At 38.8% G+C, this 22,310-nt stretch carries 14 protein-coding genes and 1 riboswitch; of the genes, 12 read left to right on the forward strand and 2 right to left on the reverse strand.

Annotation, left to right across the window (positions count from 1 at the left end):
* Positions 1 to 183 precede the first annotated feature (183 nt).
* The 3 genes from ABH968_RS16095 to thiC all read left to right on the forward strand — a co-directional run bounded on the left by ABH968_RS16095 (position 184) and on the right by thiC (position 5,717).
* Positions 184 to 2,286 (forward strand): methyl-accepting chemotaxis protein, encoded by a 2,103-nt coding sequence (locus ABH968_RS16095; protein WP_370045491.1) that lies wholly within the window; start codon positions 184 to 186, stop codon positions 2,284 to 2,286.
* 162 nt (positions 2,287 to 2,448) lie between these two features.
* Complete coding sequence (locus ABH968_RS16100; RefSeq protein WP_370045493.1) at positions 2,449 to 3,378, forward strand: AEC family transporter; 930 nt, start codon at positions 2,449 to 2,451, stop codon at positions 3,376 to 3,378.
* Positions 3,379 to 3,686: 308 nt separating this feature from the next.
* Positions 3,687 to 3,801: riboswitch (TPP riboswitch) on the forward strand.
* A gap of 137 nt (positions 3,802 to 3,938) precedes the next feature.
* On the forward strand, positions 3,939 to 5,717 hold the full coding sequence (thiC, locus tag ABH968_RS16105) for a phosphomethylpyrimidine synthase ThiC (protein ID WP_370045495.1): 1,779 nt from the start codon (positions 3,939 to 3,941) through the stop codon (positions 5,715 to 5,717).
* A gap of 137 nt (positions 5,718 to 5,854) precedes the next feature.
* Here the strand turns inward: thiC and ABH968_RS16110 are convergent, their stop codons facing one another.
* Entirely contained in the window at positions 5,855 to 7,360 is a 1,506-nt protein-coding gene (locus ABH968_RS16110) for a catalase (RefSeq protein ID WP_370045497.1), read from the reverse strand.
* A 463-nt stretch (positions 7,361 to 7,823) separates the two neighbouring features.
* Entirely contained in the window at positions 7,824 to 9,269 is a 1,446-nt protein-coding gene (locus ABH968_RS16115; protein ID WP_370045499.1) for a helix-turn-helix domain-containing protein, read from the reverse strand.
* Positions 9,270 to 9,502: 233 nt separating this feature from the next.
* On the opposite strand from ABH968_RS16115, the gene hutH reads away from it, so the two are divergent.
* From hutH to ABH968_RS16160, 9 genes are all read left to right on the forward strand, one after another.
* The gene (hutH, locus tag ABH968_RS16120) at positions 9,503 to 11,017 is read left to right on the forward strand and encodes a histidine ammonia-lyase (RefSeq protein WP_370045501.1); all 1,515 of its coding nucleotides are present in this window, start codon (positions 9,503 to 9,505) and stop codon (positions 11,015 to 11,017) included.
* A 105-nt stretch (positions 11,018 to 11,122) separates the two neighbouring features.
* The gene (locus tag ABH968_RS16125) at positions 11,123 to 12,451 is read left to right on the forward strand and encodes a YjiH family protein (protein ID WP_370045503.1); all 1,329 of its coding nucleotides are present in this window, start codon (positions 11,123 to 11,125) and stop codon (positions 12,449 to 12,451) included.
* 15 nt (positions 12,452 to 12,466) lie between these two features.
* The gene (hutU, locus tag ABH968_RS16130) at positions 12,467 to 14,137 is read left to right on the forward strand and encodes a urocanate hydratase (protein WP_370045505.1); all 1,671 of its coding nucleotides are present in this window, start codon (positions 12,467 to 12,469) and stop codon (positions 14,135 to 14,137) included.
* Positions 14,134 to 15,420, forward strand: coding sequence for an imidazolonepropionase (gene hutI, locus ABH968_RS16135; protein WP_370045507.1), 1,287 nt, complete (start codon positions 14,134 to 14,136; stop codon positions 15,418 to 15,420). Before hutU ends, hutI begins: the two co-directional genes overlap by 4 nt.
* 589 nt (positions 15,421 to 16,009) lie before the next feature.
* Positions 16,010 to 16,810 carry an NUDIX domain-containing protein gene (locus ABH968_RS16140; RefSeq protein ID WP_370045509.1) on the forward strand — a complete coding sequence of 267 codons (801 nt, stop codon included), beginning with the start codon at positions 16,010 to 16,012 and terminating at the stop codon, positions 16,808 to 16,810.
* Between the two features lie 88 nt (positions 16,811 to 16,898).
* Complete coding sequence (locus ABH968_RS16145; RefSeq protein WP_370045511.1) at positions 16,899 to 17,450, forward strand: cysteine hydrolase family protein; 552 nt, start codon at positions 16,899 to 16,901, stop codon at positions 17,448 to 17,450.
* A gap of 15 nt (positions 17,451 to 17,465) precedes the next feature.
* Positions 17,466 to 18,935 carry a nicotinate phosphoribosyltransferase gene (locus tag ABH968_RS16150; RefSeq protein ID WP_370045513.1) on the forward strand — a complete coding sequence of 490 codons (1,470 nt, stop codon included), beginning with the start codon at positions 17,466 to 17,468 and terminating at the stop codon, positions 18,933 to 18,935.
* 27 nt (positions 18,936 to 18,962) lie between these two features.
* Positions 18,963 to 19,577: a nicotinate-nucleotide adenylyltransferase gene (gene nadD, locus ABH968_RS16155; protein WP_370045515.1), complete on the forward strand. Its 615-nt coding sequence runs from the start codon at positions 18,963 to 18,965 to the stop codon at positions 19,575 to 19,577.
* A gap of 415 nt (positions 19,578 to 19,992) precedes the next feature.
* Positions 19,993 to 21,864 carry an SLC13 family permease gene (locus tag ABH968_RS16160; protein ID WP_370045517.1) on the forward strand — a complete coding sequence of 624 codons (1,872 nt, stop codon included), beginning with the start codon at positions 19,993 to 19,995 and terminating at the stop codon, positions 21,862 to 21,864.
* The last annotated feature ends 446 nt before the right edge of the window (positions 21,865 to 22,310 follow it).

The following is a 22,310-nucleotide window of genomic DNA, read 5'->3' on the forward strand; positions in this document are numbered from 1 at the left end:
GTATGTTTTACTAAACAACCAATAATAAATGGATAATTGGTCCTTTTTTATGTGATTTAAATTTTTGGGTTGCAAACACTAGAATTCTCTATAAATCATCAAAATTCTACTTGATTCGCTAAATATCTTATTGTTATACGACCTTCCATCCATTATCATTATGTATAAAAGTGGGGTGTTGTGATGGGGAAGTCTAGGAGTATCGCTTTAAAGCTATCTGCTCTAATTATAGGGCTATTTTTAGTGTTATTTATTACATATACGGTTATTGTAAGTGTTATTTTAAAGAGTCAAAGCGTTGATGATGCAGAAACTGCAACACTGGAAACTGCTGAATATTCGGCAGCAAAGATGAGTGAACGCTTTCAGAAAGCAAACACGACTTTACTGACGACGAAACGTATAGTCGAGGGTATGGAGAAAAAAGGTAAGCTTTCTGCAGAAGACATAATAAAAATGATGGAAACTAACTTAGTTAATAATGAAGATTTACTTGCTGTAGGAGCTGTTTTTGAACCAAACTCCACAAACGTAGAGCCAACAATAAATGCTACTTTAGTGGATTCAAAAAATCGCTTTATACCTTATTTAAGTAAGGATGGAAATGAAATAACAACGTCTTTTATTGATGGCATCGATGACAAGAGTATTTCCGAGTGGTATTGGATACCAAAAGAAGAAGGAAGATCCGTTCTAACGGAGCCATACGAATATAATATCAAAGGACAAACAGTACTAATGACAACGATTGCTGTTCCGTTAGTCGATGCTTCGGGATCATTTTTTGGCACGTTGACGGCTGATATAGCTATTGATTATTTAAAGGGATTGACAGAGTCCGTAAAGCCAGATGGTGGCTATGCAGCTATTATTACTAATAATGGAGTTTTAACTGCAAATAGCTTTGGTGAGTCATTAAAAGGATTAAATATGCAGGACCATTTGGACTGGACAAGCATTAAACAAACAATGGATAGTGGCGAGCTAAAAAGTATGTATTTGGATTCCGAAGAGCTCAAGGAAAATTCATTTAACGTTTTTGCTCCTATGAATTTAGATGGGATTGATGAAACATGGACTGTACAATTAGTGCTACCAAAATCCAAAATATTAGAAACCTATAATCATGTGCTTACTTTTACCATCATAGCGTCAATTATTATAATTGTTTTAATGGCAGTTGCTAGTGCATTGTTTATCTATAAATTACTGAGGCCATTAAAGTTTTTACGCACTTCTATTGAAACGGCGGCAAATGGAGATTTAACTCAAAAAGTGGATGAGAAATATATTAAGCCTGATGAGATTGGTGCTGTTGCATTAGCTTATAATAATATGTTAGATCAAACGAATAGCGCCATTCAAACCGTGCTGAATGCTACGACATCACTCAATCAATCATCAAATTATGTTCATGAGGCGTTTAATGAAATAGTTGCTTCAAGTCAAGAGGTCTCGGTAGCTATTAATGAAATTGCGCAGGGAGCATCCAAGCAATCTGAGGATACAGAAGAAACCAATTATCGAATGATTGATTTATCCGATCAAATTGATGCTATTACAACGCTTTCAAATGAAATGGACGAGCTATCGAATAAAACGAAAACAACTACAGACGAAGGAATGAAAGAAGTCGAAAGCTTACGTGAACGTAACTCAGAAACGAATGCAATGAATGGACGTATTCAGCAGCAAATGGAGTCATTGGCGTCTAATATTGCCAATATCAATCAGATTATAGCGTCTATTCAAGGTATTACCGAGCAAACAAATTTATTAGCCTTAAATGCAAGCATAGAAGCTGCACGTGCTGGTGAACATGGTAAAGGTTTTGCAGTTGTCGCTGAGGAGGTACGAAAGCTAGCAGAGCAATCCAGAAATGAAACAGATGTTATTAAGCAAACAGTAGATAGCATTCTTGAAAATTCTCAGCAAACGGTAGCTGTCATTGCCTCAAACGCAGGCTTAATACAAGCTCAAAATGAGTCAGTACAAAGCACTGAGGTTGCGTTTAAAGACAATAGTGAGCTTTCTAGTTCTATTGCAACGTCAATTAGTGAGTTAATGACTAAACTTTCTCATATGTTAGAGCATAAAAATCAAGCGATAATGGCAATCCAAAGTATTTCTGCTATTTCTGAGGAGACTGCTGCATCTGCAGAACAGGTAAGTGCATCTGCTATTGACCAACAAGCGGAACTACAAAAGGTTGCAGAGTCCATCAATAATATGAACGAGGTTTCAAAAGAATTACAAGAGGTCGTTAATCGATTTAAGCTCGTTTAACTTTTTTCAGCAAAAGACTGCTTCAATATGTGAAGCAGTCTTTTTATTTATGGTAAAAGGCATTGGACTAAAAATGCCTCGTAAAGGGCTATGAGTTAACGGTGAGGTACATTGACCAAGTATTAAAACAGCACTACTATAGGAGAGGAAAGGGGACACGCTATGATGTATCTCGGTATGATTTTTTTTAAAATTGTAGCTCCAATTTTAGTGCTTTTAGTACTTGGTGCAGTTTTACAAAAGAAATTTCGCTTTAATTTAAAGGCGTTATCTCAACTTATTACATATTGTTTCATGCCCGCAGCTGTTTTTGTGAATATATATGAAACGAGTATAGAGCTGTCTGTGCTTGGGGAAGTTGCATTATTTATTCTACTCTTTATCGGAAGCCAAATGGTACTTAGTCACTTTCTAGCAAAGGGACTCGGCTTAGCAAAACCCGAGGCTGCGGTGTTTAAAAATAGTGTTGTCCTAATTAATTCAGGTAACTATGGTATTCCGGTTGCACAAATGATTTTCGTGACCCAGCCGATTGGAGTAGCGATTCAGGTCATTCTCGTAATATTTCAAAATATGACGACCTATACTTACGGCTTGTACAATTTAATCTCTTCAACAAAATCGGGCATGTCTATTGTGAAAGACTTCCTCAAAATGCCTATTATTCATGCACTTATTATTGGTGTTGCAATGAACTATTTTAATATCGCTATTCCGCAGTTTGTAAAAATTCCGATAGACCATGTGGCAGATGGCTTTATCGCAGTAGCATTAATAACTTTAGGGGCACAACTATCACAGCTTGAAATCAAATCCATGTTCAATAAAATGGTATTCATTAGCTGTTTTACACGACTAGTCATAGGGCCAGCCGTAGCATTGCTGATCATTTATGTACTTGGCCTTGACGGTGTCGTGGCACAATCACTTTTTATAGCTAGTTCGTTCCCGACATCGCGAAATAGTTCTAGTCTGGCATTAGAATATGACGTAGAATCGGCAACTGCTGCACAAACAGTATTATTTTCAACGATTGTGAGCTGTATTACAGTGACGATTGTGATTTACGTAGCGGAACTGTTGTTTACCTAACAGCTGGATGTTATTCGGAATAAGATAGAGTGACAGCCCATCTGGAGTAAGCGGTTTTCCTTCTGATTTTTAAAAATAGGATAATCACCAAAAGTTAGGGATTATACTTTTTAAAACGTATGCCATGTAAATAAGTTGATTGGAGTGGAGGCTGGGCGACTCCTTGGGGATTAGCGGCTCATCGGACGCCCCCAGGAAAGCGCCCAGCCGGAACGGAAATCAACCACACGTTATGATGATGACACAAAAATATTCAAATGAAGCTTCCATCTCTTAACAATATCTGCTACACTAGCATCAAACTTAATAGCATTAACTAGGGGAGTCTGATGAGTCAGGCTGAGAGGGAAACGCATAGAGGTTTCTTGACCCTTTGGACCTGATCTGGCTCATACCAGCGTGGGAAAGTTAACCATTATTGCACTCTACGTTATTTGCAATAACTATACCTTTACATTCTTAGCCGGATCCAAATTTTTTTTTGGATTCGGCTTTTTGTTTTTGTTGGGGTGAGCTAGATTCGGTCCTTGGAATAAATGTAAAAGGGAGCGAAGTAGTTTATGACAACAGTTAGCGACAAGAATATTACGATTATGTCAAGTTTTGAAGGAAGTAAAAAAGTTTACGTAGAAGGATCTCGACCAGATATTTTAGTGCCAATGCGTGAAATTGCTCTAAGTCCGACGACAGGAAGCTTTGGTGAAGAGGAAAATGCGCCAGTACGTGTTTATGATACGAGCGGCCCGTACACTGATCCTGCATATAAGGTGGATATTACAAAAGGATTGCCAGCTTTATGTAGTGTATGGATCAAAGAACGAGGTGACGTTGAAGAATACGAAGGTCGTACTATCAAGCCAGAAGATAATGGATTCCGTAAAGCTGATGATCCACGAATGAATGAAAATGTTTTTCCGGATTTATCTAGAAAGCCTTTGCGTGCGAAGAAAGGTAAAAATGTAACACAGCTTCACTATGCACGAAAGGGAATTATTACTCCAGAAATGGAATTTGTAGCGATTCGCGAAAATATGGACCCAGAATTTGTGCGCTCAGAGATCGCGGCAGGACGTGCTATTTTGCCATCTAATATTAATCACCCTGAGGCAGAGCCGATGATTATTGGACGTAACTTCCACGTAAAAATTAACGCCAATATTGGAAATTCAGCGGTGTCATCCTCTATTGCAGAAGAGGTAGAAAAAATGACGTGGGCTACACGCTGGGGTGCTGATAACATTATGGATTTATCTACTGGTAAGCATATTCATACGACACGTGAATGGATTATCCGTAATGCCGCGGTGCCAGTGGGAACGGTGCCGATTTATCAAGCGTTAGAAAAAGTAAATGGTGTGGCAGAGGATTTAACGTGGGAAGTGTATCGTGATACGTTAATCGAACAGGCAGAGCAAGGTGTTGATTACTTCACGATTCATGCAGGGGTATTGCTACGCTATGTGCCATTAACGGCTAATCGTGTAACAGGCATAGTGTCTCGAGGAGGCTCGATTATGGCACAGTGGTGTTTATATCACCATCAAGAAAGCTTCTTATATACTCATTTTGAAGAAATTTGCGAAATTATGAAAACCTATGATGTTGCCTTCTCTTTAGGTGATGGTTTACGTCCTGGTTCTATTGCAGATGCAAATGATGAGGCTCAGTTTGCGGAGCTAGAAACGCTAGGGGAATTAACGCAAATCGCCTGGAAGCATGATGTACAGGTGATGGTAGAGGGACCAGGGCATGTGCCAATGCATCTTATTAAAGAAAATATGGATAAGCAATTAGAGGTGTGTAAGGAAGCTCCTTTTTATACTTTAGGGCCACTGACAACAGATATTGCTCCTGGCTATGACCATATTACATCGGCTATTGGTGCTGCGATGATCGGTTGGTATGGTACAGCAATGCTATGTTATGTGACGCCTAAAGAGCATCTAGGCTTACCAAATCGTGAGGATGTTCGTGTAGGGGTTATTACGTATAAAATTGCTGCACACGCGGCAGATTTAGCGAAAGGGCATCCGGGAGCACAGCAGCGTGACGATGCACTATCTAAGGCACGCTTTGAATTCCGCTGGCGGGATCAATTCAACCTATCGCTTGATCCAGAGCGTGCAGTCGAATACCATGATGAAACATTGCCTGCAGAAGGGGCGAAAACTGCGCACTTCTGTTCAATGTGTGGCCCTAAGTTTTGTAGTATGAGAATCTCACAGGATATTCGTAATTATGCAAAAGAAGGAGACCTAAATACTACTGAAGCAATCCACAAAGGTATGCAGGAGAAAGCCGAGGAATTTAAAAAGGCAGGCAGTCAAATTTATCAATAATTATTAGAGCAGGCTTGTATCTATCAGATATAAGCCTTTTTTGGTCATTAAGATAAAAAAACTCCATGTGAGGTTGCCCTTCACATGGAGTAAAAAGTTGGATTTGGATATCAATAATATTTGGAATATGTGGAGAATTAAACGTTAGTTGGTTGTTTTACGTATGGGTTTGAAAGATCCACGCCTTCTAATGAAAGACCCATAGCTTTTGCTACACCTTCACCATATGCTGGATCAGCTAGATAGCAGTGCAGGATATGGCGACGTTTGATGAACTCTTCAACTGACGCCATATCATTAGCAGTATTTTCGAATAGGCGTTGTTGTTGTTCAGCAGTCATTAGGCGGAATAATTTACCCGGCTGCTCGAAGTAATTGTTGTCGTCTTCACGGAAGTCATGGATACCAGCATTACCATCAATACGTAATTCAGGCTCCTTGTAGTCTAAATTATGCTCCCATTCACCATAGCTATTTGGTTCATAGCCTAAAGTTGAACCAAGATTGCCGTCGAAACGCATAGCACCATCACGGTGGAACGTACGGAATGGACATTTTGGTGCGTTTACAGGAAGCGAGTAGTGGTTCACTCCTAAACGGTAGCGCTGTGCATCTCCATATGCAAAGATACGAGCCTGTAACATTTTGTCTGGCGAGAAGCTAATACCAGGAATAATGTTAGATGGTGCAAATGCAGCTTGCTCAACTTCCGCAAAGTAGTTGTCCGCATTTTTATTTAACTCGAATTCCCCCACAGGAATTAATGGGAAGTCTTTTTTATACCATACTTTCGTTAAATCAAATGGGTTATATGGTAATTCACGTGCTTGTTCCTCTGTCATTACTTGAATATACATTTTCCATTTAGGGAAATCGCTATTTTCAATTGCCTCATATAGATCGCGTTGTGAAGATTCACGGTCATTACTAATCACTTCAGCAGCCTCGGCACCAGTTAAGTTTTTAATGCCTTGCTCTGTAGTAAAGTGGAATTTAACCCATACGCGCTCATTTTCTTCATTAATAAAGCTATAAGTGTGAGAACCGAAACCATGCATATTGCGGTAACCTGACGGAATACCACGATCAGACATAACGATTGTTACTTGGTGAAGCGCCTCTGGTAATGAAGTCCAGAAATCCCAGTTTGAATTCGCATTTTTCATATTTGTACGTGGGTCACGTTTTACCACGTGGTTTAAATCTGTGAAGTGTAAAGGATCACGGAAGAAGAATACAGGTGTGTTGTTACCAACTAAATCCCAGTTACCTTCTTCAGTATAGAACTTAAGTGCAAAGCCACGAATATCGCGCTCAGCATCCGCTGCACCACGTTCACCTGCAACTGTGGAGAAGCGTGCAAACATTTCAGTCTTCTTCCCAACTTCTGAGAAGATTTTTGCTTTTGTATATTTAGTAATATCATGCGTTACAGTGAAAGTACCGAATGCACCTGAACCTTTAGCGTGCATACGACGTTCAGGAATAACTTCACGGTTGAAGTTTGCTAATTTCTCAACTAGCCATACATCCTGAAGTAATAGAGGACCACGAGGACCTGCTGACATTGAATCGTGGTTGCTTACTACTGGAGCGCCACCTGCTGTTGTAAATCGACGGCTACGATCATTTTCATTTGTCATATTAGTTTACCTCCTGAAGAAAAATTGTGAGTCAAACTCTTCATCAATAACTATAACAAACACAAACTAGAATTGCTAGTAAATTATAATTATTATTGTTAAAGAATCTTTATAGTAAGATATAAACTATAAATATATGCTGAATTTAAAGGAGTTATGAATAACATTTACCACTAATTTAGTTTTTTTAAACATTTTCGAGAATTACTTAAAAATAAGTTATAAAGAAGAGCAAGCTCAAGAATAAAAGAAATTAAAATGAACTCTTTTGTTTATTTATTCTTATTGAAAATAGAATATGATAATTGAAAATAATACTTGATTACAGTTAAGGTTGGGCATTTCACTTCTTGGGGATCAGATATCGATGAGATCCCGCGAAAATAAAGCCTCTATCCGCTACTCTTTCGTACGAACTCCTAGTTGGAACGGAAATCCACTCCATGTTACTTATTTAGCCTTTTTATGTTTTACGATAACGATGAGGAGTAATTCCGATGTGCTGTTTAAAAATTTTAATGAAGTAATTCGAGTCTTCAAAACCATTTAAATAGGCAATTTCGCTAATGGCAAAATCAGTTTCTACAAGCATTTTTGTAGCGTTATGAATTCGGACTTGCTGCAGGTAGCGTTTAAGTGGCAAGCCTTGCTTCTTTGAAAAAATCGTACTTAAATAATTGGGGCTAATACCCAGTTTATGGGCAACGTAAGGTAAAGATAACCCGCTATTCTGAAATTGTTGGTCGATAATTTCTATGGCCAGTTCTACATAATCGGCCCGTTTCTCCATTCGTGCCTCACGGGCCAATTCAATCAGTTTTTGTGTAAATGATATGATGCCATTTTGAATGGTATAAAATATAGGATGCTCAATAATTAAATGAAAAAGCTGACGATAATTTTGCTCAATGGCAGCTTTCTCGTGTAATTTATACTTCAGCATAAAGCGGCGGATTTGCGCCAAAACACTTGTTAAATGAATACGTAAGTCATCTTGCTCGTAATAAATTCCTTCATTAAATAGTCGATATAAAAATGCTTTGACAGCTTCAATATTCCCGTCCTCTAAACTACTTATCAACAATTGTTGCTCTTCGGGTGTTAGTAAAGGATCGAAGGGCTGTGTCTTCAACTGTTTACTCGTATAAAAAATGTGCCCATAGCCTTCGTAAAAGCTTTGACGAAGTGCACGCTTCGTTAAGGTATACATATTCTTCATAGTTGTAGGTTCCCCATCGTATATCCCAATATTGAAAGAGCTATTATTTGTCAATCGCCATTCCTTGATTAATGTACGAACATCTTTCTCTAAATCATTTGTTTGGAATAAGCAAACAATTCTTTCTGATAAAGGATAAATCCTCATACTAGAATAAATAGGCGTTTGCTGAAGCCAGTTGTACAGTTTGTTAAACATATCGGAATGCTCAGGCTCGATCATGGTGAAGTGTATATTTGTCTCTAGGGTACTAGTTTTACTATCTAAAAATAGTTGATCGTAAAAAGATTCATCTGTAGCTTCTTGATACACTGCTTCTGCCTTTGGTGTTTGAAGGGAAATAACAGTGAGTTTTTGCTTTAATACTTCTAAATCAATTGGTTTAACGAAGAGATATGCGACCTGTAAATCGATTGCCCTTAATGCATTTTTAAATAATGGCTCTGTTGTCATAGCTAAAATAGTTCCTGAATGTTTTTGTAAAACACGATAAAGTGCAGTTAAGCGATTATTCGAGAATAGGTCAATGTTTAGTAGTATCACTTCAGGCTCAAATTGCTGGATACTTTGAAGTGCCTCATTAATAGTTGTACTTATTTCGATGGCTACATCGCCAGGAAAATATGTATGTAAAAACCAACGAATACCTGAAAGATCAGCGGAGTCTCTATCAATTAATAACAATTTCATAACTACAAACTCACCCCTTAAAATTATCTAGTTTCGTAAAAAAATACGATTATATTGTTAAAATAACAAAAAATCTGAAATAATTCATGTATTCTCTTTTAAAATTCCCTATTTTCTGAAAAAAGTAGTTAGTACAATGTAGTTAGAGTAATTGTTATTTATCTTTTGTAGCGATAGTGAAATGGATTAAGAGCATTTTTGCATAGTTATAAAGGAAACAGGGGGATGGCAGTATGAAGTCTATTATCGAGCTTGATGGCAAGACATTAACAAGGCAGCAAATAGGGGGAATTGTAAATGGCCTTGCTACGGTTGCACTATCTGCAGACAGTGTGGAGCGTATCCGTTTAAGTAGGGAGCGAATTGAAAAACGCTTAGCTGAGGGCCAAACCATTTATGGTGTGAATACAGGCTTTGGAAAGCTAAGTAATATAAAGATTGAAGAGGAAGACATTGAGCTTTTACAGTTGAATTTATTACGCTCAGATGCAACTGGTGTTGGTGCGCCGTTTCCAACAGATGTTGTACGTGCCATGATGGTTTTACGTGCCAATGCTTTAGCTCGAGGTTTTTCAGGAATTCGTCTGGAAACAGTGGAGCTGCTATTGAATCTTATAAATAAGGGAGTCCATCCGATTGTACCTTCTCAAGGTTCAGTAGGAGCAAGTGGAGATTTAGCGCCGTTATCACATTTGGCTTTAGTGCTAATAGGTGAAGGGAAGGCGGAGTTTAATGGAGAGATGATGAGTGGCAGTGCGGCGTTACAGCAAGCTGGGCTAAAACCTGTCCGACTACAAGCTAAGGAAGGGCTAGCACTTGTAAATGGTACACAAGCGATGACGGGAATCGGAGTTTTAACAGTGAATGAGGCAGAGCGTATAGGGCTAGCAGCAGATATGGCAGCAAGTTTAACGCTTGAGGCACTAAAGGGGATTACTTCCGCATTTGATCCAGCTCTTTTGGCAGTAAGACCACACCCGGAATTAGAGCTTGTTGGTGGACGAATCCGTAAGTGGCTTGATGGAAGTAAACGTGTGACAAAGCAAGGTGAAATCCGTATGCAGGATGCCTATTCACTACGTTGCATTCCACAAGTGCATGGTGCTTCATGGCAGTCATTTTTCTATGCTCAGGAGCGTGTGCAAACTGAAATGAATGCAACGACAGATAATCCGATTGTTTTAGAAAATGGAGAAGTATTGTCTGGTGGGCATTTCCACGGTCAACCAATTGCATTAGCAATGGACTTTTTAAAAGTCGGTGTATGTGAATGGGCTAATATTTCGGAGCGACGTACAGAACGCATGGTTAATCCACAGCTTAATGAAGGTTTGCCTCCATTTTTAGCGACAAATCCTGGTATTGAATGTGGACTGATGATTGCTCAATATACAGCAGCCTCTATCGTATCTGAGAATAAAGTATTGGCACATCCTTCAAGTGTGGATTCCATACCGACATCAGGTAACCAAGAGGATCATGTGAGCATGGGTACAACATCAGCACGCCAAGTACGTCAAATCGTACACAATGCCGCTCGTGTCATTGCAATAGAAATGATTTGTGCATCGCAGGCTATCCATTTAGATAAGGCAGAGGAGCAGTTATCTCCAACAACGCTAAAGTTTTTAGAAAAAGTGCGTGAGTTTTGTCCGCCGCTGTTAGCGGATCAACCTATCGGCGATGAAATTGAAGCGCTTTCAGAGTATTTGTTAACGAGTGATGTTCTATTAAATGAGTATAAGTAAGTTTTAAGGCAATAGCTTCCTAGAGAAAATCCAAAAAATCCTTTAACTAGTTTTGATGGCCTAGAGATTTCTTTCAGAAAAAGCACTTACATCGGGGGGAGTAGTATGGAATTTCATCAACGAGAGCTGGAGCGAGATTCGCAATTTCGAATCTCCTCCGCTATTAAGATGTTTATCTGCAGTATAGTCGGAATATTCAGTTTCTTTGTATCCTTTGAATGGCAAGGTAAGAATTCAATTTTAATTGATCACATCGTAAATTTTATTCGCACCGAAGCGCCACTGCTTGTAACTGCATATGTACTCGTAATGCTTGTAGGTGGAGCGATTCATCCATTCCTGACAAAGAAATGGAATAAGTCGACAGTTAATATGGTGATGTCAATCCTTAAAGTGGGCGGTATGATTGCGGGGATTTTGTTAATTTTCAATATAGCCCCTGCATGGTTAGCGGATGAAAGTATTGGCCCGTATTTACTGGAGAAGCTTGTTAAGCCAGTGGGAATACTAATTCCGATCGGATCTTTGTTTTTAGCACTGCTAGTGAGCTACGGATTACTTGAATACATCGGTGTTTTAGCACAGCCATTTATGAAACCTGTTTTTAAAACATCAGGACGTTCAGCGGTGGATGCAGTAGCTTCATTTGTCGGTAGTTATTCGGTTGGATTGCTTTTAACAAACCGTCTTTATACGGAAGGCCGCTACACAGCGAAGGAAGCCGTGATTATTGGAACAGGCTTCTCGACTGTATCTGTAACGTTTATGGTTGTTATTGCCGGTACGCTGGATATGATGCAGCATTGGAATGCATTTTTCTGGGTGTCGCTCGTTGTAACATTTTTGGTCACAGCCTTAACAGTGCGCATTTATCCAATTCGTACAATGAAGGATGAATACTACGAGGGCGCGACGCCGCAGCCAGAAAAGATTATCAAGAAGGACCGTTTTAAAGAAGCATGGCGTCAAGCGATGGATGCAGTCGAACAAAATCCACCTTTATCTAAAATTTTATGGATGAATTTAAAAGATGGCTTCATCATGACGATGGGGGTTATGCCATCGATTCTATCAGTTGGTCTTTTAGGACTTGTACTTGCAACATATACACCAATTTTTGATTGGCTTTCGTATATTTTTGTACCATTCACATATGTACTACAAATTCCAGAACCATTTTTAGCTGCGAAAGCGCTGTCATTATCTTTAGCAGAAGTATTTTTACCGGCACTTGTTGTCACACAAGCAGCACTTGTGACGAAATTTATTGTGGCAGTTGTATCGATTTCAGCAATTTTGTTCTTTTCGGCTGTTATACCACTTATTTTATCAACTGAAATTCCAGTGACATTGCGCCAAATTATAATCATTTGGTTTGAACGTGTCGTATTAACGTTAATCATCGTAACACCAATAGCATTTTTACTATTTTAAAGGAGCGTGTTTTTTATGGTAGTCAAAACAAATATCCGTGCACCACGTGGAAATGAACTAAATTGTAAGGGTTGGACGCAGGAAGCTGCAATGCGTATGTTAATGAACAATCTAGATCCTGAAGTAGCAGAAAATCCAGATGAACTAATCGTTTACGGTGGTATCGGGAAGGCAGCGCGTAATTGGGAAAGCTATGAGCAAATTATTGCGTCATTAAAAGAATTAGAGAATGATGAAACACTTCTTATTCAATCAGGAAAACCGGTAGCTGTATTCCGTACACATGAACATGCGCCACGTGTATTAATTGCAAATTCTAATTTAGTGCCAGCATGGGCAAATTGGGAGCATTTTTATGAGTTAGAGGACCGCGATTTAATGATGTACGGTCAAATGACGGCTGGTAGCTGGATTTATATTGGCGCACAAGGCATTTTACAAGGAACGTATTTATCATTCATAGAGGCAGGTAAAAAAGTATTTGGCACAGCAGATTTACGCGGTAAATTCATCCTTACAGGTGGTATGGGTGGTATGAGTGGTGCACAGCCTTTAGCTGGGAAAATGGCTGGCGCTGTCATTTTAGTAGTCGAAGTGGATCGTGCTCGAATTGAACGTAAAATAAAAGAGGGCTACTGTGATTATCTTGTGGAGACAGTAGATGAAGCTATTGAATTAGTCAATAAGCTACGTGACCAAAAAGAGCCTGCGTCGATTGGTCTTGTTGGCAACTGTGCAGACGTGAATCGTGAGCTGTTGAACCGAGGAATTATCCCTGATTTTGTAACTGACCAAACATCTGCCCATGATCCGATAAATGGCTATGTTCCAAATGGCATGACGTTTGGGGAAGCGCTTGAACTGCGTAAAAGTGATGTAAAAACGTATGAGCGAAGAGCAAAAGAGACGATGGCTGAGCATGTTCGTACAATGCTTGAATTCCAACAGGTGGGTGCAGAAGTATTTGATTACGGTAATAATATTCGTGCTTATGCCAAAGAGATAGGTGTAACGAATGCCTTTGACTTCCCTGGCTTTGTTCCGGCGTACATTCGTCCATTATTCTGTGAGGGGAAAGGGCCATTCCGTTGGGCTGCACTTTCTGGTAACCCTGAGGACATTTATAAAACAGATGCACTTGCAAAAGAAATGTTTGCTGAAGATGAAGGTCTAGTAAATTGGATTGATATGGCGCAAAAAATGGTGAAATGGCAAGGGTTACCGGCACGAATTTGCTGGTTAGGCTATGGTGATCGTCATCGTTTTGCATTGAAGGTTAATGAAATGGTTGCCAATGGTGAGCTATCAGCACCGATTGTCTTTGGTCGAGATCATCTAGACTCAGGCTCTGTTGCATCACCAAATCGTGAAACAGAGGGTATGCTTGATGGCTCTGACGCAGTATCGGATTGGCCAATTCTAAATGCACTTGTTAATACAGCAAGTGGTGCTAGCTGGGTAAGTGTGCATCACGGTGGTGGTGTAGGTATGGGTTATTCTCAACATGCTGGCCAAGTGTTGGTAGCGGATGGTTCTGAGCTAGCCGCTGAGAAGATTGGGCGAGTGTTAATTTCCGATCCAGGAATGGGTGTTGTGCGTCACGCAGATGCTGGCTATGAAATTGCCATTAACACGGCAAAGAACAAAGGTGTGCGTATACCAATGCTAAAGGATGATGCGAAGTGACAATTTTAATCAAAAACGCCAATGAAGTGATCACGTTAAAAAGTGCCGTTCAAGGTCCTCGTACAAAAGAACAAATGCGTGAAATTGCGGTCCTGGAAAATGGCAGTGTTTTAATGGAGGGAAATAGCATTATAGCAGTAGGGCCCATTGCCCAGCTAAAAGCGGACTTCCCTGATCTTATAAAGGTGGCTGAGGTTATTGACGCCTCAGGTAAGGTTGTTATGCCAGGTCTTGTTGATTGTCATACACATTTAGTTCATGGAGGTACACGGGAGCAGGAGTTTAATATGCGACTCAACGGTGCCACATATATGGAAATTATGAATGCGGGTGGCGGGATTCATGCCACAACAAAGCGGACTCGAGAAACTAGCTTTGGTGATTTATATGGAAAAACTATGAATCATTTAGATGTGTTTTTAAAGCATGGTGTTACAACGGTTGAGGCAAAATCAGGCTATGGTTTGGATTGGGAAACTGAAAAGAAACAGCTTGAAGTAGCTAAGGAATTGCAAGCCACACATGACATTGATGTCGTTAGTACCTTTATGGGGGCGCATGCGGTGCCACGTGACTATAAAGGACGTGAGGATGAATTTGTGGATGTAGTCATTCATGACATGTTGCCGAAAGTAGCTGAGCTAAACCTTGCAGAATTCAATGATGTATTTTGTGAAAAAGGTGTATTTACGCCAGAGCAATCACAACGCATTTTAGAGGCTGGAAAAGCGTTGGGGTTAACACCGAAAATTCATGCAGATGAAATTGAGCCTTATAAGGGAGCGGAGCTTGCAGCGGAAGTAGGGGCGATTTCGGCGGAGCATTTACTAGTTGCTTCTGATGAGGGTATACAAAAAATGGCTGAAGCTGGAACGATTGCCGTGTTGCTACCTGGAACAGCATTCTTCTTACGTGCGCCATTTGCAAGAGGACGCCTAATGATCGATGAAGGGGTACCTGTAGCTATATCAACTGACTTTAACCCTGGCTCATCCCCAACGATGAGTCTACCCTTTATCATGAATTTAGCTTGTATGCATATGGGCATGACGCTAGAGGAAGTGTTAACAGCGACAACTATTAATGCTGCATATGCACTTAACCGTGGACATCAAATTGGCTCTCTTGAAGCGGGCAAACAAGCTGACGTCATTATATTGGATGTTGCCAATTACAAGCAGTTACAATATTTCTATGGCATGAATCATACGAATACTGTAATTAAAAATGGGCGAGTTGTTGTTCAGGATGGTATTCTTTTGAACAATCAATTAGTGAATTAATTAATACGAAAGGCATAAATAAGGCAGAAATGCTTTGTTTATGCTTTTTTAATGAATTTTTTCTTTTTTTATTAAAAGAGTTGAAATTGTTAACTGGAAAAGTTATCATGTTATTAAATAGTAATTCATGAATTACGAATTACTGATAGCGATTTATAGAAAATATAATGAAGTAGTGTCCAAATTTCCAGATGACATTTGGTAAACATATGCCATATATAAGTTGATTGGAGTGAAGGCTGGGCGACTCCTTGGGGATTAGCAATAGAGGAACGAAGGCTAAAAACATCACGTCCTGTGATAACGCCTTCGTGACCAACATCGTGATGGCCCGAGACCCTGGAGCGAGCACCGCGAGTGAAGCGGCTCATCGGACGCCCCCAGGAAAGCGCCCAGCTGGAACGGAAATCGACCACACACGTTATGATGATGATCTAAAATTTTACCACCCGTGTGAGCAGGAGAAAACCATAAGAAGTAAAACAAATACTCGCTCTCTAAGGGAGTTGTATATAGTTGAAGCATTACGCTTTATTTAAACCTTCATCTTCATTCCTGCAAAACATGGTATCAAAGGAGTTATCTTAAAATGACAAAATATCGTTCACAAGAAGAAGTTCTTGCGAATTATGATTCTTCTAAATATATAACACCTGATGGGTATACATCAGATATCGCAATTTTTACAATAACATCCGAAAAAGTAGAGGAAAAAGCACCTCCAATGATGACGCTTAAAATCATGTTGATTAAACGGGCTGATAAAGATCATGAAGGAAATCCAAATATCGAAGGTGGAAAATGGGCGCTTCCCGGTGGATTTGTAGATGCGACAAAAAGGGAAACAGCTTATATGGCTGCTAAAAGAGAATTGAAGGAGGAAACGAATGTAGATGGTCTACACGTTAAACACTTTGGTGTCTACGATGACATAGATCGTGATCCTCGGGGTTGGATGATTTCGAATGCCTTTTATGCAATCGTTCCGGAAGTATACATTGACCAGCGTCAAGCCAATGATGATGCGGCAGAAGTAGAGCTATTCGATATAAGTGAAGTGTTTAAACTCGAATTAGCCTTTGATCATCGAAAAATTATTTCAGACGCTTTAGAGTTTATTAAGAAAGATATGATACAAACAACGGTTGCTAAAAACTTTTTACCAAAAGAATTTACTTTATCTGAACTGCAGAGGGTTTTATTAACAGTGGGGGATGATCCACGCATTTCAAATGATTCTGTGTTCTTTACAAAAGCCCCCAAGTTACCTTTTATTGAAAAAGTATTAGATGAAGAAGATAAACCAAAGAAAACAAAAAGAAATTCATTTAGACCGTCGCAATTATATACTTTTAATGACTTCGAAATCGTAGAGTCAATTTATCATTAGGAAAGCACCTGTCTTTCCTGATAATTTTTCAATATAGTAATTTGTAATTCTTTAATTACTAATTAAAAAGAAAATGGAGTGATGGAATATGCAAAAGCGTGCATTGATTAATATTGATTATACAGTGGATTTTGTAGCACCAGATGGAGCTCTAACTTGCCGAAAACCGGGGCAACTATTGGAAGAGGCAAATACACAATTAACAAAGGAATTTATGTCAAATGATGATTTTGTAGTTTTTGCCATTGATGTTCATGAAAAAGATGATAGCTATCACCCGGAAACAAAGCTTTTTCCTCCTCATAATATTAGAGGTACAGGGGGTAGGGAACTATTTGGCTCCTTAAAAGAACTATATGAAGAAAATAAAGAGTTAAATCATGTCTACTACTTGGATAAAACAAGATATTCTGCATTTGCAGGAACTGATTTAGAGATTAAATTGCGTGAAAGAGGCATTACTGAACTGCATTTAATAGGTGTATGTACAGATATTTGTGTTCTTCATACAGCGGTAGATGCCTATAATAAAGGATTTAGCATTGTTATTCATAAAAATGCAGTGGCGTCTTTTAATCAAGCGGGGCATGAGTGGGCGTTAGGACATTTCGAGCATTCCCTCGGAGCTACTATTATGTAAACGGAGGAACGGGGTATGAAATATGCAGACGATAGCTTCATGTTGCACACGGATTTATATCAAATAAATATGGTGGAAACTTACTGGAGTGATGGTACTCAAAATCAAACAGCGGTTTTTGAACTGTACTTTCGACAACTTCCGTTCGGTAATGGCTATGCGATATTTGCAGGCTTAAAAAAGATGATGGAGTTTATCGAAAACTTTGGTTTTTCTAATAGTGATATTCAATATTTACGTGAGGAAGGGAAATATTCAGAGGGCTTTCTTAAATACCTTCAAAATCTAAAATTTACAGGTACTATTTCTGCAATGAAGGAAGGTGAATTGGTATTTGCTAATGAACCTATTTTACGAATTGAAGCTCCGTTGGCAGAAGCTCAATTAATTGAAACACCTTTATTGAATATCGTTAATTACCAAACTCTGATCGCAACAAAGGCATCGCGCATTAAACAAGTGATTGGAATGGATGTGGCGATGGAATTTGGTACTCGCCGGGCTCATGAATTTGATGCAGCCATTTGGGGAACTCGTGCGGCTTATATCGGTGGATTTTCTGCAACTAGCAATGTAAGAGCTGGAAAATTATTTGGCATCCCTGTGTCAGGTACTCATGCACATGCCATGATACAGGCATATCGCGATGAATACACTGCATTTACAAAGTATGCAAGTACACATAAAGATTGTGTTTTCTTAGTAGATACGTATGATACGTTGCGTTCAGGTGTTCCTAATGCAATTCGGGTCGCAAAGGAGTTTGGAGATAAAACCAATTTTGTAGGAATTCGTTTGGACAGTGGAGACTTAGCGTATCTTTCAAAAAAAGCAAGAAAAATGCTAGATGAAGCTGGTTTCACTGAAGCGAAAATTATAGCATCGAATGATTTAGATGAATACACGATTATAAATTTGAAGTCACAAGGAGCAAAAATTGATACATGGGGAATCGGAACTAAGCTTATTACAGCCTACGATCAAGCAGCTCTTGGGGGAGTATACAAATTAGTATCTATTGAAGATGGAAATGGGAAAATGGTCGATACCATCAAAATTTCCGGAAATCCTGAAAAAGTAACTACTCCAGGCCGCAAGCGTATCTATCGAATTATTAATAAAGACAATGGTCATGCTGAAGGGGATTATATTGCATTGGACTACGAAAACCCGCAAGAGGAAAAACGCTTGAAAATGTTTCACCCTGTTCATACTTATATCAGTAAATTTGTGACGAATTTTACAGCCAAAGAATTACATCAAGAAATTGTAGTAAATGGATCTATTCTTTACAACGAACCAACACTTCAAGAAATTCAAGTATATGTAGCAGAAAATTTACATCTACTATGGAGTGAGTACAAACGAACAATGAATCCAGAAGAGTATCCTGTCGATTTAAGCCAAGCATGCTGGGATAACAAAATGACAAGAATTAAAGAAATTAAAGAAAAAGTCACGAAGATGATGAATGGAAGAAACTAAAAGGGAAGAGGAATGGAGGGATAGATAATGGCGAGAATAGGAATTTACGGATCGTCCTTTGATCCAATTACAAATGTTCATCTTTGGACTGCAAGCACAGTCGCACATCGTTGCAAATTAGATAAAGTAATTTTTTTACCTTGTTCAAATAAACGAAAGGACAAGGAGATAAAAACAGAGAATTCTCATCGATGGAATATGCTACAGCTGGCTATTGCTAAGGATGAGCGTTTTATTGCTGATTCATATGAAATGGAGCAAGAAGGCTGGAACATTTACACGTATGATACGATGAAATATTTTAGAGAACAGCACCCTAATGATGACATTCATTTTATTATGGGAGCCGATTTATTAGTTGATATTGGCGCAGGATTGTGGAAAAAAGGAGAGGCGTTAGTAGCTGAGAACAAATTTATTGTAATGGCAAGGCATGGGATCGATATGTTATCAACGATTAGTCGTTCTCCAATTTTAAGGAATCATGATGATGGAAGATTCCATTTAATTGACAAAGGTTTAGCGATGGAAATTAGCTCTACCTATATTCGAGAAGAATTCGCAATGGGCGGTGAACCTAGATACCTACTCCCCGACGCTTGTTATGACTATATTAAAGAGCATAATCTTTATCAAAAATAATCTAGGTAAGGCCGATACATGATAGTAGAGTGTGGTTTAATACCGCACTTATTTTTATTAACAAAAGTTTGGTATACCATTTGCTGAAACATTGCTATTTATATAAGTTGATTGGAGTGGAGGCTGGGTGACTCCTTGGGGATTAGAAAACGAAGGCTAAAACCATCACATCCTGTGATAACGCCTTCGTGACCAACATCGTGTTGGCCCAAGCGGCTCATCGGACGCCCCCAGGAAAGCACCCAGCCGGAACGGAAATCAACCTCACGCTATGGTGATGAATATTTTATTTCGAAAAGATGGTGAACTTTCCTATATGTAGTTCTTGGTAAGTTATAATAAATCAAAGTGATATAACAAACATGAGGTGCAGCCATTAAAAATGCGTATCACCTTTAGTAAATCACAATGATTAATGATTAGAAAGGAATTCTTAGATGTGCAACTTACATTAACATTTCTTATTTTAGGAGCGACAATTTTTGCGTTTGTGACGAATAAAGTACGAGCGGATCTCGTTGCGATTGTGTCACTTCTAGCATTTGTCATTATGGATATTTTAACACCTACAGAGGCTCTAGCTGGGTTTTCAAACTCTGTAGTTTTAATGATTGCAGGGCTATTTGTCGTGGGTGCAGGAATTCTACGAACAGGACTCGCAGGGATGGCGGGGCAATTACTACTAAAGTGGTCAGGTAATAGTGAGTTGAAATTATTTGTGTTATTGCTCATTATTGTAGGTTCTGTCGGTGCATTTATGAGTAATACAGGTACTGTAGCTTTGATGATGCCAATAGTTGTTAGTATTGCGATTAGTATGAAGGAAAGCCCATCAAAATTTTTACTGCCACTTTCATACGTTGCAAGTCTTTCTGGGCTTATGACACTTATTGCTTCACCGACAAACCTAATTGTTAGTCAGTTATTGGTCGATCGTGGTTACAATAAACTAGGCTTTTTCGAAATAACACCCATTGGCATTGTAGGGATGATTGTTGGTATTACTTATTTAGTACTTGTGCGAAATAAACTATTACCAAATGATAAAAACCGCTCACAAACAAAAGCTGACTATAAACTATCTCCAAAGAAAATTATTAAGCAATATGATTTAAACAATCGTTTGTTTAAAGTGTTTGTGCCAGAGGGTTCATCTATTATTGACGCAACATTAGCAGAATTAAAGCTTCCAGCCAAATATACGCTATGTATGATGAAAATTCACCGTCGATCTCAAGAAGGCATTAATTTTTTACCGATGACATATCAGGAAATGGCAGGTCCGACAAGTGTGATACATGCCAAAGATGAATTGTATGTCCAAGGTGAGGAAGAGAATATTCGTCGTTTTGCTTCTGATTATAGTCTAGAGATGCAGGAACTGGCTGAAGGAGAGGCTGATGAATTGGTATCGAAGCATCTTGGTATTGCTGAGGTATTATTAACACCAAATTCTAGCTTTATTAATAAGACTGTCAGCTCCCTAGGCTTCCGAGAGAAATATAATCTTAATATAATTGGCATTAATCGTAGAGGCGGCTATAAACTTCAAGATATGGTGACGCATAAATTGAAATTTGGAGATGCCATTTTAGTACAAGGTGCATGGGATGAAATTCTATTACTTGCAAGGGAAACACAGGATGTCGTTGTTGTTGGTCAGCCAAAGGAGCATGCTAGTGTAGCTGCAGCTACAGGGAAAGCCGGTATTGCTGGTGTCATTATGCTTTTAATGATTGTGTTAATGGCTTTTGAAATTTTCCCTGCTGTTATTTCCGTTATGATTGGTGCCGTATTGATGATATTAACAGGTTGTTTGCGTAATATGGAAGATGCATACAGCAATATGAATTTTGAAAGTATTGTGCTTGTAGCTGCAATGCTTCCGATGGCGACAGCATTGGAGAAAACAGGAGGGATGACCATCTTATCTGATGGTATTATCAATGCGCTTGGTGACTATGGACCTTACGGAGTACTGATTGGAGTTTACATTTTAACTGCAGTCTTTGGTCAGTTTATTAGTAATACTGCCACTGCGGTATTGTTCGCGCCAATTGCTATGAATGCTGCAATTGCAATGGAAGCAAGTCCAACGACATTTATGATTGCTGTGGCTGTAGCAGCGAGTATGGCGTTTGTCACACCAATTGCTTCCCCAACAAATGCGCTTGTGATGACAGCTGGCGGTTATAAATTTATGGATTTTGTGAAGATTGGAATGCCATTACAGATTATTATGTTTGTTGTCATGGTGCTAGCAATTCCATTTTTCTTTCCATTTTAAAAACTCGGTTTCTATACCGAGTTTTTGTTTTTAATGAAAAACAATTTATTTTAATAGAAATTATGATAAAATTATATTTTATATAACAATAAAACATTAAATTAACGTCAGATTGTGAGTCTAATATTAAATTGTTTTCTTAACCTTTTATATAGGAAGTTTCTCGATGAAGTGAAAAACTATAAAGTTTTTTTAGAAAAAGTGTTGACCTTTTAAAATTAAGAGTGTAGTATTATACAAGTCGTTAAGATAGCTACTGAAAAACAATTAAATCAAACGAAAATTAGTTGTTGACATCTAGCGAACGACATGATATTATATAAAAGTTGCTGTTGAGAAAACAGTAACGACATGAACCTTGAAAACTGAACAAGCAAAACGTAATCAATAAAGTTTTTAGTAGCTAACCTTGAGTTGGTGAACGAAACAAAATTTTGGACATCAAA

The organism is Lysinibacillus sp. RC79, from assembly GCF_041262405.1.
Lineage (GTDB): Bacteria > Bacillota > Bacilli > Bacillales_A > Planococcaceae > Lysinibacillus.